Origin of the sequence: Lactobacillus sp. UBA5813 (genome assembly GCF_002417895.1) — a bacterium.
GTDB lineage: Bacteria > Bacillota > Bacilli > Lactobacillales > Lactobacillaceae > Lactobacillus > Lactobacillus amylolyticus.
This window is the reverse complement of sequence record NZ_DICZ01000008.1, coordinates 1-15,959: the sequence shown is the minus strand read 5'-3', so window position 1 is coordinate 15,959 and position 15,959 is coordinate 1. Positions and strand designations below refer to the sequence as shown.

General features: G+C 39.8%; 16 protein-coding genes, 6 pseudogenes and 1 other annotated feature. Of the genes and pseudogenes, 9 read left to right on the top strand and 13 right to left on the bottom strand.

What is annotated here, in order from left to right:
- Positions 1-15: 15 nt before the first annotated feature.
- From B2008_RS01395 to pnuC, 3 genes are all read right to left on the bottom strand, one after another.
- Entirely contained in the window at positions 16-396 is a 381-nt protein-coding gene (locus B2008_RS01395; RefSeq protein ID WP_286822243.1) for a hypothetical protein, read from the bottom strand.
- Positions 351-956 carry a YSIRK-type signal peptide-containing protein gene (locus B2008_RS01390; RefSeq protein WP_281830200.1) on the bottom strand — a complete coding sequence of 202 codons (606 nt, stop codon included), beginning with the start codon at positions 954-956 and terminating at the stop codon, positions 351-353. Before B2008_RS01390 ends, B2008_RS01395 begins: the two co-directional genes overlap by 46 nt.
- Positions 957-1,271: 315 nt before the next feature.
- On the bottom strand, positions 1,272-2,015 hold the full coding sequence (pnuC, locus tag B2008_RS01385) for a nicotinamide riboside transporter PnuC (RefSeq protein ID WP_080881711.1): 744 nt from the start codon (positions 2,013-2,015) through the stop codon (positions 1,272-1,274).
- A gap of 250 nt (positions 2,016-2,265) precedes the next feature.
- On the opposite strand from pnuC, the gene B2008_RS01380 reads away from it, so the two are divergent.
- Positions 2,266-2,520, top strand: a complete 255-nt coding sequence (locus B2008_RS01380; protein ID WP_281830201.1) for a hypothetical protein — start codon at positions 2,266-2,268, stop codon at positions 2,518-2,520.
- Positions 2,521-2,556: 36 nt separating this feature from the next.
- Here B2008_RS01380 and B2008_RS01375 read toward each other — a convergent pair whose 3' ends face one another.
- Complete coding sequence (locus B2008_RS01375; RefSeq protein ID WP_281830202.1) at positions 2,557-3,294, bottom strand: PAS domain-containing protein; 738 nt, start codon at positions 3,292-3,294, stop codon at positions 2,557-2,559.
- Between the two features lie 45 nt (positions 3,295-3,339).
- A pseudogene (locus B2008_RS01370) lies at positions 3,340-3,881 on the bottom strand (ABC transporter ATP-binding protein); the annotation flags it as partial.
- A gap of 271 nt (positions 3,882-4,152) precedes the next feature.
- Between B2008_RS01370 and B2008_RS01365 the strand changes: the two are divergent.
- The 3 genes and pseudogenes from B2008_RS01365 to B2008_RS01355 all read left to right on the top strand — a co-directional run.
- Positions 4,153-5,250: a hypothetical protein gene (locus B2008_RS01365; protein ID WP_281830204.1), complete on the top strand. Its 1,098-nt coding sequence runs from the start codon at positions 4,153-4,155 to the stop codon at positions 5,248-5,250.
- A gap of 43 nt (positions 5,251-5,293) precedes the next feature.
- Positions 5,294-6,211 carry a prolyl aminopeptidase gene (locus B2008_RS01360; protein ID WP_281830206.1) on the top strand — a complete coding sequence of 306 codons (918 nt, stop codon included), beginning with the start codon at positions 5,294-5,296 and terminating at the stop codon, positions 6,209-6,211.
- An 83-nt stretch (positions 6,212-6,294) separates the two neighbouring features.
- Positions 6,295-6,645, top strand: a pseudogene (locus B2008_RS01355) (response regulator transcription factor); the annotation flags it as partial.
- A gap of 141 nt (positions 6,646-6,786) precedes the next feature.
- Here the strand turns inward: B2008_RS01355 and B2008_RS01350 are convergent.
- Positions 6,787-6,996 (bottom strand): annotated as a pseudogene (locus B2008_RS01350) (GNAT family N-acetyltransferase); the annotation flags it as partial.
- A gap of 33 nt (positions 6,997-7,029) precedes the next feature.
- On the opposite strand from B2008_RS01350, the gene B2008_RS01345 reads away from it, so the two are divergent.
- Positions 7,030-7,221 carry a hypothetical protein gene (locus B2008_RS01345; protein ID WP_281830208.1) on the top strand — a complete coding sequence of 64 codons (192 nt, stop codon included), beginning with the start codon at positions 7,030-7,032 and terminating at the stop codon, positions 7,219-7,221.
- A 49-nt stretch (positions 7,222-7,270) separates the two neighbouring features.
- Here the strand turns inward: B2008_RS01345 and efp are convergent, their stop codons facing one another.
- Together efp and coaA are read right to left on the bottom strand one after the other, a co-directional pair.
- Positions 7,271-7,849 (bottom strand): elongation factor P, encoded by a 579-nt coding sequence (efp, locus tag B2008_RS01340; protein WP_281830210.1) that lies wholly within the window; start codon positions 7,847-7,849, stop codon positions 7,271-7,273.
- A 120-nt stretch (positions 7,850-7,969) separates the two neighbouring features.
- On the bottom strand, positions 7,970-8,884 hold the full coding sequence (gene coaA / locus B2008_RS01335) for a type I pantothenate kinase (RefSeq protein WP_281830212.1): 915 nt from the start codon (positions 8,882-8,884) through the stop codon (positions 7,970-7,972).
- A gap of 53 nt (positions 8,885-8,937) precedes the next feature.
- Between coaA and B2008_RS01330 the strand changes: the two genes are divergently transcribed.
- Positions 8,938-9,492, top strand: a complete 555-nt coding sequence (locus tag B2008_RS01330) for an SGNH/GDSL hydrolase family protein (RefSeq protein WP_281830214.1) — start codon at positions 8,938-8,940, stop codon at positions 9,490-9,492.
- On the opposite strand, the gene B2008_RS01325 is transcribed toward B2008_RS01330, so the two are convergent.
- The 4 genes and pseudogenes from B2008_RS01325 to helD form a co-directional block, all read right to left on the bottom strand.
- Entirely contained in the window at positions 9,489-9,938 is a 450-nt protein-coding gene (locus B2008_RS01325; RefSeq protein ID WP_281830216.1) for a GNAT family N-acetyltransferase, read from the bottom strand. The two genes, B2008_RS01330 and B2008_RS01325, sit on opposite strands and share 4 nt — an antisense overlap.
- 1 nt (position 9,939) lies before the next feature.
- Positions 9,940-10,221, bottom strand: a pseudogene (locus tag B2008_RS01320) (transporter substrate-binding domain-containing protein); the annotation flags it as partial.
- Positions 10,190-10,375 (bottom strand): annotated as a pseudogene (locus tag B2008_RS01315) (ABC transporter permease subunit); the annotation flags it as partial. The pseudogenes B2008_RS01315 and B2008_RS01320, both read right to left, overlap by 32 nt.
- 169 nt (positions 10,376-10,544) lie before the next feature.
- Positions 10,545-10,786, bottom strand: a binding site (T-box leader).
- A 46-nt stretch (positions 10,787-10,832) separates the two neighbouring features.
- Positions 10,833-13,130: an RNA polymerase recycling motor HelD gene (helD, locus tag B2008_RS01310; protein ID WP_281830217.1), complete on the bottom strand. Its 2,298-nt coding sequence runs from the start codon at positions 13,128-13,130 to the stop codon at positions 10,833-10,835.
- 154 nt (positions 13,131-13,284) lie between these two features.
- On the opposite strand from helD, the gene B2008_RS01305 reads away from it, so the two are divergent.
- Positions 13,285-13,980 carry a matrixin family metalloprotease gene (locus B2008_RS01305; protein WP_281830218.1) on the top strand — a complete coding sequence of 232 codons (696 nt, stop codon included), beginning with the start codon at positions 13,285-13,287 and terminating at the stop codon, positions 13,978-13,980.
- A 70-nt stretch (positions 13,981-14,050) separates the two neighbouring features.
- Positions 14,051-14,701 carry a histidine phosphatase family protein gene (locus tag B2008_RS01300; RefSeq protein WP_006352011.1) on the top strand — a complete coding sequence of 217 codons (651 nt, stop codon included), beginning with the start codon at positions 14,051-14,053 and terminating at the stop codon, positions 14,699-14,701.
- 43 nt (positions 14,702-14,744) lie between these two features.
- Here B2008_RS01300 and B2008_RS01295 read toward each other — a convergent pair.
- Positions 14,745-15,069, bottom strand: a pseudogene (locus B2008_RS01295) (FtsX-like permease family protein); the annotation flags it as partial.
- A 123-nt stretch (positions 15,070-15,192) separates the two neighbouring features.
- Between B2008_RS01295 and B2008_RS01290 the strand changes: the two are divergent.
- Positions 15,193-15,798, top strand: a complete 606-nt coding sequence (locus B2008_RS01290) for an IS607 family transposase (protein ID WP_286822240.1) — start codon at positions 15,193-15,195, stop codon at positions 15,796-15,798.
- The last annotated feature ends 161 nt before the right edge of the window (positions 15,799-15,959 follow it).

Sequence of the window (15,959 nt, the reverse complement as noted above, 5' to 3'; positions counted from 1 at the left end):
CTTGATTAGATAAATCTAACTTATTTTTTCTTGTGCTTTTGGCGTTACCGTTTCACTATTGTCATTTGAATCTGTTTGTTCTGCCAAAACATAGTTGGCACTTTCCCAGTCCCACAATTCATTTTCATAATTATCGCCAATTGCCAAGTGAGTGAGACTTTGCAGTTGATCAGTCAATTCAAAACCATGGTCTGGATTAAAGTCTGTCACGCCATTTTTAGCTTCTTCATGAACGTCGATGTAGTGAACATGAACGTTAGAATTCTTATTCAATACCAATTCACCTGGCTGCCAAGTAATCGTAATCCCTTCTGGCTTAGTAGGCTCAACCGGCTTTTCACCTTCGAAGGTCAACTTAGGAACAGTTGTTGAAAATGTTGCCCAAGCTGAGCCCAATTCATTGCTGAAGCAAATCTTAATGCTGTTTCCTGAAACTTTGAACAAACCTGCACCAAAGATTTCTTTGCTTCTGTCTTTAGAATCATCCCAGTTAAGGTATCTGACTCTGGCAAAGCAACGCCTTCACCAATGTGACCATCACTACTAATAATTTCAGCCTTTTCAATGTATTCTGGATGACCGGAACTTGTACTACCATTATTTAAGGACCCTACAGTCACATAAACCGTATTATCCTTAAGATTCATCAAATTGCCATTTTTGTCGTACATCTTTAACTCTTTGATCATCTGAATTATCAGTCGTCTCCGTACTTTGAGTACTTGTTTGACTGTCAACCGTTTCTGAGTCGGCAGTATATTGATCAATGAGATTCTGCTCAGTTGCTTCACTCTCAGTGCTTTGGCTTTCAACCAAAACAATTTCAGATTAATTTTTTTTGTTTTTGAAGCTTTTACAGGACGACTGTTTGAACCCATAAAAGTCAAACCAATCAAAACGGAGGCCGCACCCATTGCGAATTTGCGAATTGAATGATGTTCATGTTTTTTCTTCAATTTTGCGGATTTTTTCTAATAAATTTTTCTTGAAACCATAAAATTATACCTCATTTTCTGTTAAAAACATTTATTAACATGGAGTGTAATATTATGTCACTTATTAGCACTTATAGTATATAATATTCATTTAATATACGTTATCTCTTTGAACCCGCTTTTAAATATTCTTAATATATTATTTTCCACTAATTTATCCATTAATATTTTTACAGCTATCAAAAAAAGCAAATGAGAACAAATCCCATTTGCTTCAATGATTGAATAAATATTACTATCGTTAACTATTTATTTAATCCGTTTTTATTTTAAAAATTATTTTTTGATTTCTTTCAATCCTTCACGACGTCGACCCATGTTGAACCACGGCGAAACTGTAAAGGCTAAAATATCGTTAATTACATAAATCAATGAGTTAACAGCCATGGCTAAAGTTGAATCGCCTTGAGCAAAGGTTACGCTCCAAAGAATCAATTGGAAAATGCCGCTGGCTGTCCACCAGAAGTATTGGTTGTTATAACGCATAAAGCACATGATGCCAGCAGTAAGAGAAATTGCAAAACTGATTGCATCAATCCAGGGACGAGGATCATTGGTAAATTTGCCAATCAAGAAACCAGAAACCAAGTAAACGGCAAGCGTACCAACGATGGCAATTACCCATTCCTTAGCGCCAAATTTCCGCAAGTGGTTCTTGGTATCATTATTCCAGGACTTAACAGCCAAGATAACTGGCAAGTCCAAGGTAGCAATATAAGCAATTTGCTCAAAAATTGATAAGTAGTTCTTAGCTGACCAACCTGCATAAATAAAGCAGGCAGCTGAGATCAAACCTAACCAGCCGTTAATTGCCTTAGTAGCATTAATTGCCAAAACACAAAGAGTACCTAATAAAGTACCGATAAAAGTAATCACAGTAACACTGGTCATCTTAGTTTGCAATAAAATTGCCAATTGGAAGCCAAAAGCAAAGAACCACAAGCAGTAGTTCTGAATTGGCCAACCCTTAAGCTGGTTCCATAGCCAGACAAAATAATTCTCATTCTTATTAGTTTGCATAAAATCTCTCCTCAATACTTTAGGTTCACAAGGTGTGAACTAATATACAACATCTTGTGCCTTTTCCGCTTTTTTCCAGAAAAAGCCTCGACATCTAGTTTAGTATTGTGTGAAATAAAAATAAAGACTTGTATTCTGATGACATTTTTGCTACCCCTGGCAGCAGTTTTATTTTTTGACAGGAGATCCAAATATCATATAATGTTAGTCAAAAGTGACACGATGTCATATTTCACAGAAAGGTTTGCTTATGAAAAAAGAACATCCCCTGCAAATCAACCTTATTTACTATGATCTCTACGGCAATCATGTCGGCAAATATTCAACGAGAATCAAAAACAAATGCAATTTGCCAACTCACCACTTAAAAAGCCTGATCCATTATCACATGCCATATGGCTATCAAGTGATCCATAATTTCGTTTATCCCCAACTATCTAATTTTAGAAATGATCAAATGGCTGATCTTTACATTGCAGTGCAAGAGCAGCCAATCTATAACTAAAAAAGAGGCAGCCTCATAAGAGACTGCCTTTTTCAATTATTCATGTTGCGAAGCTCCAGTTGAAGTATCCGGCTTTTTCTCAGTTTTCTTTTCAGTTTCTTTGCTTGATGCGCCACTGACTGCATCAGGATCTGAATTCTTACGATAAGTTGCACCGGTGGTTGCATCCGGATCGATCACTAATTTTTGACCGGTCGTTTCGCAGAAGTATTTTACTAATGGATAAATATCTTGAACCCATTCATAAGTACCAGCGTAATTGCCTTCGTCATCTTCAACTCGCTTGTAGCGGTGGTAAATCAATTTTTTCAGATTGCCGTTAGGCACTGGCATTTCAACCTCATCGTGACCATCTGGCTGCGTTCTCAAAGCATGCGTAACTTTCTTAGCAGTTGCAGTTGCTTGCTTTGGATGACACTTACCGATTCCGTTGCCGATATCAGATGGCTTTCTGCTTGCCAGCATCTTATAGTTGGGATCAATTGGACGATTGTACCAAAGAAGCTGGTTATTATCGTCAACAAACGTCATTTCACCAATCGTATTTCTAAGCATCCAATTCAATTGGTTAACTGTCATCAGACCAGCATCTAATTTTACATAGTCATTGCCTTCTGCGGCATTAACCTTCTTGGCAGCCTTATCTAACCAATCAGGATCATCTTTATCAATGCCATGAATGGTCGTGCCTGCTTTAGCCTCGCCGTTTGCTTCATAGTCTTCTTTTAAATATTCATCAGGATTCATATCCTTCAACCATTTAGGTTCTGCCATTTTAAATCTCTCCCTTAAAAAACTAATCTTTACACCTATAATTTACTACATTTTTGTCTCAATGCTGCGTTTATCTAAATGAACGATTTTATCAAACATCGCTTTTTCTTCTGGAGAAATTTTATGCGCTACTTCAATCACGGCTACTCGCGGATTCTTCAATAAAGTCTTATGAATTGCCAAAGACAAGTTAGGATCAAGCACACTCGTGGCTTCATCTGCTAATAGAATTGGTCGACCTGATAAAAGCGCACGTGCAATTTCAACTCGCTGAATCTGACCACCAGATAAATTATTGCCGTCTTCACCGACCAAGCCATCTAAGCCGTGTTCTTTAACCAGTTGATCAAGCCCTGCTTCATGAATTTCCAATTGCCGCTAACATTTTTGTGGTTCAAAATGATTTGTCCTTCTTTCGGCTTTTTAAGTCCAAGCATTAGCCGCAATAAAGTAGTTTTGCCTCAACCGCTCGATGCCATCAGCAAAACCTTTTCACCTGGTTTTACTTCTAAAGACACATCATTAAAAATCTCTTTGTGATCCGAACTAGTCACATAGGCCAGCTGCTTAATCTGCATCCCGTCAAAAGGGCTAAACGAACTAAATGCCAGTAATCATGTGACCCAGAAGAAGCCACATTCAGCATGATCTGAATCATATAAGCAACGAATACAATATTGCAGGCCTTAATTGCTGCTAAAAGCATGAAGCAGATAACCTGACTTTTTTGGCATATTTTAAACTCATAGATTTCTCATTAAGCCGCTGTCTATTGTCATCATTATACGCGCAAATAGTGTCTTTTCTCAAACTGTTCCTATATAATAGATACAATTTATAAAATCGTGGGAGGTTAACATGGCACTTAAACTTGTTGAAATATATCAGCACTCTGAAGACGAAAATTCATTTTTATTGGGCTATATCTTAAACAAAACCGAAAACTGGCTGACCTTCCTTTCACTTGATCCAGCCGGCAATCAGGGCGGCGTGCGTTTCTTAAAAATCGACGATATCGCTGAAATAAATGAAGACAGCGACTACTTGCGCCTCTTCTCCTTTTTTCTGGCAAACGGTGAAATCAATGATCCCTACCAATTAACCCAAGCCAACCATGACCTGCTGGCTCAACATTTTAAGAATCTGGATAAAATTTTGGATTTTGCTTGCAGCAAGCAGATCTTAATCAAACTTGGGCTTAAAAATGGCGGTAGCATTGGTGGCTTCATCGTTGGACTAGACGAGGAAGAAGTACAGCTGACTACTTATGAGGAAAAAAGCAAAACTTTTGATGATGTAATTCGCAGCACAGTCGATATTGATGATATCGTTGAAGTCGTCATCAATGACGTGGGGCTTAAGCTGCTGGAAAAATACATCGACTTTTTAAACGATGGCGGCGATGTCAATAATGACCTTGATCTGGCTCAAATCTATTTCAGCTATGATAGTCCCATCCGTTTTCAACATGACTTCGTTCGCGGCTGGCTTGTCAATGAAAGCCCGCACTATTTTTTGATCGATCGACTGGATGATGCCGGTCAAGTTGCAGCCGTATCCCTGCTTAATAAAGACCTGATTGCCAACATTACAACTCAATCCAGCTATTTGAATTATCTAAATTACGCGACAATGTATAATCAGCAGCATAATATTTTTGACAGCTATCATCTCAGCAATTTCGCCAGCAAATTTGACCAGGTGCCTACTTTTGCGGAAATTGCCCAGACTGCCAAAAGCGATCACTTATTGACAGTTGACAGCTTTGAATACGATGGCATCAATATCGGCAAGGTCGCTAACGCCAGCCAGGAAGAAATGACCTTGCAGCTGCTGGACGGAACGCATTTTTCCGGCACCGAAACCATCGGATATGAAAATCTATGCATGATCGATTTGATCAGCTACGACAGCATTCATTTGCAACACTATCTGCAAACAATTAATCAGCTATAACGTGGTAAAATTGATTTAACACTATTTAACAAAGGAGAATTCTATGAAAACTGGTACTAAAATCATCACTTTAGACAACGGCTATCACCTTTGGACCAACACTCAAGGTCACGGCGATATCCACTTGTTGGCACTTCACGGCGGCCCTGGCGGCAACCACGAATATTGGGAAGACACTGCTGAGCAATTGAAAAAGCAAGGCTTGGACGTTCAAGTTACAATGTACGATCAATTGGGTTCCCTTTACTCAGATCAACCTGATTACTCTGATCCTGAAATTGCTAAAAAATATTTGACTTACGAATACTTCTTGGATGAAGTTGATGAAGTTCGTGAAAAATTGGGCTTGGACAACTTCTATCTTATTGGTCAAAGCTGGGGCGGTCTTTTAGTCCAAGAATACGCCGTTAAATATGGTCAACACTTAAAAGGCGCCATTATTTCTTCAATGGTTGATGAAATTGACGAATACGTTGCTTCAGTTAACCGTCGCCGGCAAGAAGTTCTTCCACAAACCGAAATCGACTTCATGCACAAATGCGAAAAGAATAATGACTACGACAACCAACGCTACCAAGACGACGTTCAAATTTTGAACATCAACTTCGTTGACCGCAAGCAGCCTTCTAAGCTTTACCACTTGAAGGATATCGGTGGCACCGCTGTTTACAACGCCTTCCAGGGCGACAATGAATTCGTCATCACTGGTAAATTGAAGGATTGGCACTTCCGTGATCAACTTCATAAGATCAAGGTACCTACTTTGCTTACTTTTGGTGAAATTGAAACAATGCCAATTGCTACTGCTAAAATTATGCAAAAGAAGATTCCTAATTCACGTTTGGTAACTACCCCTAACGGTGGTCACCACCACATGGTCGATAATCCAGACGTTTACTACAAGCATTTGGCTGACTTCATTCGTGACGTTGAAAACGGCACTTTTAAGAATCAAGAATAATTAAAACAATTGAAGTGGCTGGAAACTTTTTCCAACCACTTTTTTATGGAATAAAAAGAGACTGAAAATAAGAAAAAATCTGTATGGCTGATGAAAAAGTAAAAATTCTCCTAGTTGAAGATGAGGAAAGTGTTGCTAGTTTTGTCAAAACCGAATTGGAATTTGAAGGCTATTAAGTTGTCTGGGCTCAAGATGGCAAAGAAGCACTCGAGCAATTTGAACAAGAAAAGCCAACTCTGATTCTGCTTGACTGGATGCTGCCGATTTATGATGGGATCACGGTTTTAAGAAGAATTCGCAAACAAAGAGATGTGCCAATCATTATGCTAACGGCAAAGGATTCTACATCCGATATCAGTTCGGCACTTGATCAAGATCTTGACGACCACATTACCAAGCCTTTTGACATCGAAGTTTTATTTGCTAGAATCCGCTAAACTCTATCTAATTTTAGTTTTTAAATAGCATTTTCTCGATAAGATATATATATCAAATAAAACAAAACAAGAGATTTTAGAAGGTGGCCTAATGGTCACCTTTTCGTTAATCCAATTTTTTAGCTAAAATGAAATTCGTTTGACCTGTTCTGTTTGCGCATCCCCTACGTTTACTTTTAAGTAGCCCGCCGCTTCGCCAGCCACCATTAAGAAAAAGAAGCGACTGTTCGGATTGTTGATCTCCGCCAGTAATTTATCGGTTTCGTAATCTTCTTGCAAAAACTTAGCCATGTCATCAGGCGCAGTGTACTCATCAAAAGTAGTTTTAAAGGTCTCACGCGACGGCATGAATATATCGACCAAGAAATCGATGCTCTTAATTTGAAAAAAACTATTTCACGTTCTGCTGCCAGTCAAACCGCAGTTAAGCGCATTGGAACGGGAAAAGCCATCAGCTGGTCTATTGCCCAAACTTCCAAATACGATTTTCCTGTCTGGACCGTGATGGTTTCGACAGGGACAGAAATTCACGAAGTAAAAGTTGATGCCGAAAAGAACGAAGTTATTGACTAAAAAAGCGCTACTCGATTGAGTAACGTTTTTTCTTTTAAAATTAAATCAATTAGTTAAACTTGGCGTTGTTATCGGCACGGCCCTTGTAATCCCCTTCTTCGGTTCCGATGACCAATTTTTCACCTTCATTGATGAAGTCAGGAACAGTAACGACCAAGCCGGTTTCCATTGTTGCTGGCTTGCCACCGCCGGTAACAGTTGCGCCCTTGATGCCTGGTTGCGTTTCTTTGACAGTTAAAACAACCGTTGATGGCAATTCGATCCCGATTAATTTGCCTTCATCAGTGAATTCCAAAGAAACTTCGATGTTAGGAATCAAATATTGCACGTCATCACCCAATTGATCCTTGGAAATTTCGTATTGATTATAGGTTTCGGTGTCCATAAAAGTGTAGACGCCATCTTCGCCGTACAAATATTGTGCGTTTTTCTTGGTTAATTCAACCAAATCGATCTTTTCAGTAGGACGCATTGTCTTGTGTACAACTGCACCACTCTTTACATCGCGCAAATCCATTTGCATAACGGTGTTGCCCTTGCCCGGCTTGTGGTGGTTTGCCTTCAAAACTCTAATCAACTTGCCCTCTTGCTTGAAGACCATACCCTTTTTTAAACTAATTGCTTGCATCTCTTATTTCCTCCTGTGTAAAACTTTCTTCTATTGCTTACTCAACTAACACGCTGGAGGTAATGCAAATTTTTTAATTAATAAAATATAGATCGTATTCATACCTTCTAGTATACCAAATTAGAAGCGGCGCAGTAATATTTGATCGATCACATGACCCGTCGTTTTGTGCAGAATCAAGCTTGCTCTGGTCTTAGTTGGAGCAATGTACTCGCGCAAGTTAACCAGGTTGACCATCTGCCAGGTTTCTTCAGCCAGCTGCAATGCCGCTGTTCTCGGACCGTTAGCCAATTCATAGTAAAAATTATCCGGCTTGTTTTTATTCATTTCCATAATCTTGGTAAAACGCTGCATATACCAGCTTTCGATCAAATCCTCTTTCGCATCGATATAAATTGAAAAATCGAAAAAGTCGCTGGTCACCATTTGCCCGCTTTCCGGCAGCTGCAAAGTATTGATCCCTTCCATGATCAAAATATCGGGACGCTTGACATGACCGTATTTACCCGGCACAATATCACTTAATTCCTGAGAATAAAGTGGATAAACAATATCTTCCTTGCCTGCCAAAACATCGGACAGGAAATCACTCAGCAGCTGCATATTGTAGCTTTCGGGAAAGCCTTTGCGGGGCATAAGATTGCGCTGGGCTAGTTCGGCATTATTGTACAAAAAACCGTCCGTGGTCATTAAGTGAATTTTCAAGTCCGGATAGGTCCGGCTCAGCAGCAATTGCAATAGCCGGGCTGTTGTCGACTTGCCGACGGCCACTGATCCGGAAATGCCAATGATGAACGGTGCTGTTTTCGTAGTTTTATGCAAAAAACGCATCGAATCTGCCTGGGCGTGACGCTTATTTTCAAACATCAGATGCAAATAGCCTACCAATGTCGTGTAAATCTCATGCACGTCGGTCAGGTCAATTACATCCCCCAATGACTTGACCTTGGCTAGTTCTTCTTTACTAACCTGAACTCGATTGGCCGGAGCCAAAGCTGCCCACTCATTTCGATTAAAAGAAAGATAGTTTTTCATCTGCAACTCTCCTCAAATGATACCATTATATTATAAGGGAAGGATGTAAAAATATGAAAAAGATTGTACTTTTTGGCGATTCACTTTTCAACGGTTTTCGCCACCATCGCGATACCGACTTGATCACTACTGCTTTACAAGAAAAATTAGGCAAAAATGCACAGGTGGAAAACTTTTCCAAAAGTGGTGCAACAACGGTCGAAGGCCTAGACTTTTTAACGCAAATTCCACAGGACACTGACCTGGTTTTAATCGAATACGGCACCAACGATTCTTCCATTGTCGGCATTTCTTCGCAAAATTATGAAAAAAATCTGGAGCAAATGATCAGATTTTGCGCTCCTAGCAAGGTTATTCTAGTTGGACCCTGGCAAGATAAAAATGGCAATGAATATACTATTCCTGACCATTTAGCACAAAATCGCAAGATTGTGGACAAGCTTGTGCATAAGTATCATTTGCCACAAATTGATTTGTTGACAATGCGCACAGGGGAAAAGAATGTGGATAAATTATATCAAGCCGATAATTTGCACCTAACTGATTACGGCAATCAAAAACTGGTCAAGCTGCTTTATCATGTAATCAAAAAAGAACTGGAAATCTAATCCAGTTCTTTTTTCATCATGATATGTTTTACGCCACCTTCATCAAAAGACGCACCAAATTCTTGGTAGCCTAATGACTGATAAAATGCTTCTGCACTTATTTGCGCGTGGCAAACTACTGCTTTTGCACCTTTTTCTCGCAAAAAATTATGCACAGCCTGCATCATCTTCGTTCCCAAGTGCTGTCCGCGCGTCTCTTTATCCACAGCTACCCGGCCGAACATCCAGCCAAGATTTTCATCTTTAAAAACGCGGCAGGTAGCTAAGGCGTTATTCCGCGCATCATTTAACAAAAAGACTTGGGTCGCCGTCAGATCAGTATCATCAAGTTCAGGCAAGGTGATTTTTTGCTCGGTTACGAATGTATTAGTGCGCAGTTTTTCCACGCAATACATTTCTCTGCCTGACATCTCATCAACTTTTTTAAAAAGAAACTTTTCTGCCATCTTATTTTCCTAAATAATTGCTCTTTCTGCCAAACCATTTTTCATTTAACTGTTCAAGTTTGCCATTTTTCTGCAATTTTTTCAATCCGGCATTAATCTTCTGGCGCAAAGTTTTATCTCCTTTACGCATACCAACGGCAAATAAGTCGGCCGGCACCTTAGGATTTTCGATAATGCGATATTCATTCTTATTGGCCATGTGAGCAACATAGTAGTTAGCATAAACTTCATCAAGCAATATGCCTTGAATGTGGCGTCCCCCGCATAATCCAAACGTAAAATTCCACCAGCCACTTTAGCGGCTTGATCTTGCTCATTTATCCTAAAGCTACCAAAATACCGAGGAGCAATGAAATCAATAATGTCCAAAAGAAAATTCTCAATGTCAGCCATGTTCCTGCTATCAAAGCTGGCATGATTTGTCTTACGTAATTCATGTAGTTCACCTGCTTAGTAATAAAAAAGTCCTCTTGAGCAAATGCCCAAGAGGACGAATCAACGTGTTTCCACCTCAACTTCGCAACAACTTCACAATTGTTACCTTAGCAGGTTTATTATCAACTTAATTTTTGCTAATAAAAAAAGCCCACCTAAATCTGATTGATCTAAGAGGGCGAATTTTAAGTCCGCGGTTCCACCTCATGTTCGCAGCTAACTCACACTAGCTACCTCACTAAGTTTGATAATAAACCTTTAGCTGTAACGGGCTAACCCGGACTTCTCTACTAGTTTCAATTTCAAGGAATCGACTCACAGATGTGAATTCATCTAAGCGGCTATCTCCTTTTCACCAACGGAGACTCTCTAATAACCGCTCTTAGATTACTGTTTCTGTTCTTTGTCTTTAAACTTTGATTAAATATTAAACGATTCTTAATCTTTTTGTCAATAATTTTACTTGGCAAGATAAGTATCAGCTTTCACATCCAAGAGTGGACTCTTTTCACCTGTATAAATGAGATCCAGCTTGTACATTGCCCGTGACGTAATCGTATAAACCAATTGGGTTTCATCGAGTTCATGGTATGCCTTTTTGGAAGCATCCCACATCACAACAGCATCAAATTCCAATCCTTTAGCCAAATATGATGGCAGAATCAAGTCGCCGGAAACCAGCCGCTGGTTGGCCGTCGCAATCAAGGTTGTCTTTTTGCCTTCTGCTTGCAACTGTTTATGAAGGTGCTCAGCGCTGGCCAGATCCTTGGTAATGATTGCAGTAGTGAACTTTTGCTGATCATTTTCTCGCAAAAGCTTTGTTAAAACAGCAACAGCTTCTTTCTCTGTCTTGCGACCGTAAATCGCTGGAACAGGGCCTTGTCGGTTGAAGGCTTCGATCTTTTCACCCTGACGCAAGATCTGCTTGGTAAAGTCGGTAATCTGTTTGGTTGACCGATATGATTTGGTCAGTTGCACGACATCGGTTTTCTTCGGATCAAACAATCCTGAGATTTGTTTGAGCAAGCTTCTGCTTTCGTCTTTAGTGAAAATAGCCTGATTCAAATCACCCAACATCGTAAATTTGGCTCGTGGGAAATTGTACTTTAGATAAGCCAACTGGAATGGCGTATAATCCTGAATTTCATCAATAAAGGCATAGCGCATTTCATAATCAGTCCGCCGACCAGTGATCAAGTCGTACAAATAAAGGTAAGCTGAAACATCATTCATGTGAATGGCGTGCTTTCTAAAACCATCCTTCACTTCTTCAACGTGTTCAGTCCAATCATCAACGCTGATGTTCCACTTGGAAAGATCAACCATCTTAGGAACGGCCCACAAAAAGCTTAAATACTGAGCCCGCATATTGATGAAGTTGTTGTGGCGAATCCGCTGGAAGACAGGCTGCAAAGCCTTAACCACGATCTTGCGTCCCAAAAACTTCTCTTCTTCAGCTTCAGAACTGAATTCCTGATCAGGACGATCATACAAATTATTCAGCTCTTCTTTGCTTAAGCTTTCAATCGTCTTGCTTACCCAATCTTTGCGCACTTCCGGAGCGATCTTGCGGTTCAGCATCTTGATTAATTCTTCGCGCGTTGCATCGATTCGGTTGGCCAAATTGTAGTTTTGATTGAAGGAGTAGTAGATTTCCTTGATTTTTTCTTTAGCAAAATATGGCTTCTTTGGATCGCGAAAGTTGATGTTCTTAAAAATAACTCCGCGCTCATTCAGCTTCTTAGCATAACGCGTCAGCAAATTAAAGAAGTGGACTGAATCTTTAAAGTTGCCGATGGCTGTGTTTGCACTTTGATCCTCAAACTGATCAAACAGATTTTCAACCTGCATCCCCGGCAAACGCCGCGCAACAAACTGCCAGTAAGTCATTTGCACCATGTTTTGCTCGCCCATTTCTGGTAAAACATTCTTGATGTAGTCGTTGAACAGTTGGTTCGGACTAAACATGATAACATCTCTGGAAGTCAAATTGCCCCGGTAACGGTAGAGCAAATATGCGATTCTCTGCAAAATTGCACTGGTCTTGCCAGAACCGGCAGCCCCTTGCACAAAGAGCAGATCAGCGCTGGTATTACGAATAATCTTATTCTGCTCGCGTTGAATCGTCGTTACGATTGACTTCATTTGCGTGCTGGACTTTTCTGACAAAACAGACAGCAGCATTTGGTCACCAATTGATTCATTGGTATCAAACATATTGACGATCTTGCCATCTTTAATTTGGAATTGCCGCTTCTTGGTCATGTCAACGGTAATTTCACCTTCTGGTGAGTTGTAGGAAACCTGCCCTAATTTTCCATCATAGTAAATTGAAGAAATTGGTGCCCGCCAGTCGTAAACCAAAAAATGATAATTATCATCAGTAAAAGAACCCAAACCAATATAAATGGTTTCTGTTTCATCAGAATCTTTTTCCTTAAAATCTACCCGCGCAAAATATGGGCTCTTCTCTAACCGTTGCACTGTCGCTAACTGCTTAGCTGAATGCTGCCAATCATGTTCACGTTCAGCGAGCAGTTGCTGCTGCTGGTGAATTGACAGAGCCGTTTCCATTGAAGTCGAGTAGCCATCGTAATCCAATTTAACATCATCGAAGAAGTTCGAATTAAGATCTCTGGCTTCGCCCTCAACAGTTTTAATTGACTTGCGTAGCTCTTTTTCTTTAGCCTTGATCAATCCTAAGACATGATCAAGATGCTGTTGTTCGACTTGTTTTTCATTGCTTGCTTCAGTCACATTTATCCCCTATCTCTTAAAAAACTGTATTCTATTTTATCATGAATGACGCACAGGTTATACTTTATCGATCTCGCAATAAAAACATAAACAAATTTCACCAAAATTAAATAAACTGAGTATATAATACTTAAGCAAACGGAGTTGATGAAAAATGCGTGGATTTTTTCGATTTTTACGTAATTTAGTTTTTCTCGGAATCCTGGCATTCGGTGTTTGGACTTATCAAAACAACAGTCAAATCCGAACAGCAACCAATGATTCGCTGTTTACCTTAAAGCAACGCGTAACTCAGCTGATTGCTACTGGCAATTTTGCCCCACCTACGCTAAGTGATTCTGGCAATAATACTCAGACCTCTTCGACGACTAAAACCAGTACGTCCAAAAGCAAGAGCAGCAATCCCATCTGGCCTAAGAATACCGCAACGGTTTATATCGATATTCCTAATGATGACCAATTGCGCAGTGCTACTCTTGATGCAATGAGCGCTTGGAACAGAACTGGTGCCTTTTTATTTAAGCAGACTTCGAATAAAGCTAAGGCCAATATCGTGGTCAGCACCGTTAGCAACAGTGATACCGAGGCTGCAGGTCAAACGTCAATCAGCTATAATCCACTGACTAATCATTTGATCAAAGCCAAAGTTGAACTGAATCGCTACTACTTGCAAAATGCATGGTATGGCTACAGCAATAACCGAATCGTTAACACCGCCGAACATGAATTAGGTCATGCCATCGGACTGGAACATAGCAAAACCGTTTCCGTCATGTATCCAGCAGGATCCTACTATACCATCCAGCCACGTGATATTGTGGCAGTTAAAAAATTATATAGCGCAAGATAAAGACAGTTAAACAATCATCCTTTTTCGTTTAAAATAAAGGTGATTGTTTTTTAGTTAGGGAGAAAAAAGGATGAAAAGAATTTATATTGTGCGTCACGGTCAAACTTATATCAACCGTTACAACAAGATGCAGGGTTGGTGCGATACCCCGCTAACCAAGGCTGGCATTGCCGGAGCTGATGAAGCTGGAGAAGCATTAAAGGATGTACCTTTTGATATTGCCTTGTCCAGTGATTTAAAGCGGGCCAGCGACACCTGCGATATTATTATCAAGCACAACGTCAATCGCGATGAATTGCAGCACATTGCCAGTCCATTTTTCCGTGAGCAATTTTATGGCTTCTTCGAAGGGATGGATTCTGAAATGGCTTGGCGCATGATCGGCGGTGCTCATGGCTATGCCACTAGACAGGAAATGTTCCAGCACGAAAGAATTGACACGATCAAAGATTGGATCAAGGAAGCAGATCCTTACCACGATGCTGAAAATTCTGAGGAATATTGGAAGCGACTTGATAAAGGTTTTAAATTGATCAGAGAATTGGATGGAGCTGAGAATATTCTGCTGGTAACTCATGGCTTTACCATTCGGAGCTTGTGGTACCGTTATGGTGATGACATTCCATTGGTTCCAGGTCCAAAGAATGCTTCAATTACGACAATGACGATGAGCGACAAGGGTGAAATTAAAATTCCATCTTGGAATAAAATGCATTTATAATGCATTTATAAATAGAAAAACTTCTCCAAATGGAGAAGTTTTTCTATTTGTTCTTCAAAACGATTCCTTCATAGAGCTTAACCGTAATCAAGTAATAAATTACATAAAGCACTAAAAAAATTGTAAACGGAATCCAGATCTTGTCATACGGATTCTGCAGCCCTAATTGTGAAATCAATAATTCTGAAACTACTTGCGTTAACCCAATCCCAACAATGATTCCTAAAACAGCAGCCAAGAGACCAACTACAATCGTTTCAGTAAAAATCAGTCTGCTGATTTTGCTATTACGCGCACCTAACATCATGTAAGTTCCATAGTCTTTTTTTCCGCATGCTGAGTAAAAAACTATTGGCATAAACGATATGGTTAGAAAATAAGGTATAAATCTAGTCACATTATTTATTTTGGATAAATAATGTGACATTTTTCTTTTTATTTCTTTATTCTTAGACCACATATGATATAATAATAGGCAAGGAGGCAAGATAATGAAAGCCGATAAAGTGATGGAAATACTTCAAATCAGTCGGTCTACTTTAAGAAGATACCAAAGAAAAGGCATCATTAAGGCTACCAGAAAAGCTACTAATCAGTTTGATTACGATGAGGAGTCTGTTTGGCTTTTTAAAAACAAACATGAGCCAAGACAAACCGTCTTGTACGGTCGGGTCTCTACTTATAAGCAAAAAAACGACCTAGCCAATCAAATGCAGGAGTTAAAGGATTATGCATTAAGCAAAGGCTATCATGTCGATAATGCCTATTCTGATATTGCCAGCGGTATTTCTTTTAAAAACCGCAAGCAATTTTTTAAAATGCTGGATTTGGTCTTAGAGGGTAAAGTAGAGCGAGTAATTATTACTCATCAGGATCGCTTAAGCAGAGCCGGTTTTGAGTTGTTTGAACACTTATTCAAAAACTATTCGACCAAAATCGAAACCATTTATGATGAAATGAATCCTAAAACCGATGAGCAAGAGCTGTTTGAAGAAATCATCAGCCTGCTCCAATGCTTTTCAATGCGAGAATACTCGCATCGCAGAGCGGAAAGAAAGCTGATTGAAGAAACACTGAAAAGAAAGGAGGGCAAGTAATGGCTAAGCAAAAGAGATGCAGAAAGAAGAAACAGCCCCCTCGCAATAAAGACCAATACGCTCAGCTTGCCAGCGAATATATTATCCCTGCTACGCCTGTTTTGGATGATATATCTGCGCAGGCTCATAATTTATACAGCCGCGCGCTTTACGATGTACGG

What these genes read in the sequence shown, in the direction of transcription:
- B2008_RS01330 (WP_281830214.1), top strand. Translation starts at nt 8,938, where the DNA reads ATGAAAAAGATTGTACTTTTTGGCGATTCACTTTTCAACGGTTTTCGC.
- B2008_RS01305 (WP_281830218.1), top strand. Translation starts at nt 13,285, where the DNA reads ATGCGTGGATTTTTTCGATTTTTACGTAATTTAGTTTTTCTCGGAATC.
- B2008_RS01365 (WP_281830204.1), top strand. Translation starts at nt 4,153, where the DNA reads ATGGCACTTAAACTTGTTGAAATATATCAGCACTCTGAAGACGAAAAT.
- B2008_RS01290 (WP_286822240.1), top strand. Translation starts at nt 15,193, where the DNA reads ATGAAAGCCGATAAAGTGATGGAAATACTTCAAATCAGTCGGTCTACT.
- B2008_RS01325 (WP_281830216.1), bottom strand. Translation starts at nt 9,938, where the DNA reads ATGGCAGAAAAGTTTCTTTTTAAAAAAGTTGATGAGATGTCAGGCAGA.
- pnuC (WP_080881711.1), bottom strand. Translation starts at nt 2,015, where the DNA reads ATGCAAACTAATAAGAATGAGAATTATTTTGTCTGGCTATGGAACCAG.
- coaA (WP_281830212.1), bottom strand. Translation starts at nt 8,884, where the DNA reads ATGAAAAACTATCTTTCTTTTAATCGAAATGAGTGGGCAGCTTTGGCT.
- B2008_RS01300 (WP_006352011.1), top strand. Translation starts at nt 14,051, where the DNA reads ATGAAAAGAATTTATATTGTGCGTCACGGTCAAACTTATATCAACCGT.
- B2008_RS01375 (WP_281830202.1), bottom strand. Translation starts at nt 3,294, where the DNA reads ATGGCAGAACCTAAATGGTTGAAGGATATGAATCCTGATGAATATTTA.
- B2008_RS01380 (WP_281830201.1), top strand. Translation starts at nt 2,266, where the DNA reads ATGAAAAAAGAACATCCCCTGCAAATCAACCTTATTTACTATGATCTC.
- efp (WP_281830210.1), bottom strand. Translation starts at nt 7,849, where the DNA reads ATGCAAGCAATTAGTTTAAAAAAGGGTATGGTCTTCAAGCAAGAGGGC.
- B2008_RS01360 (WP_281830206.1), top strand. Translation starts at nt 5,294, where the DNA reads ATGAAAACTGGTACTAAAATCATCACTTTAGACAACGGCTATCACCTT.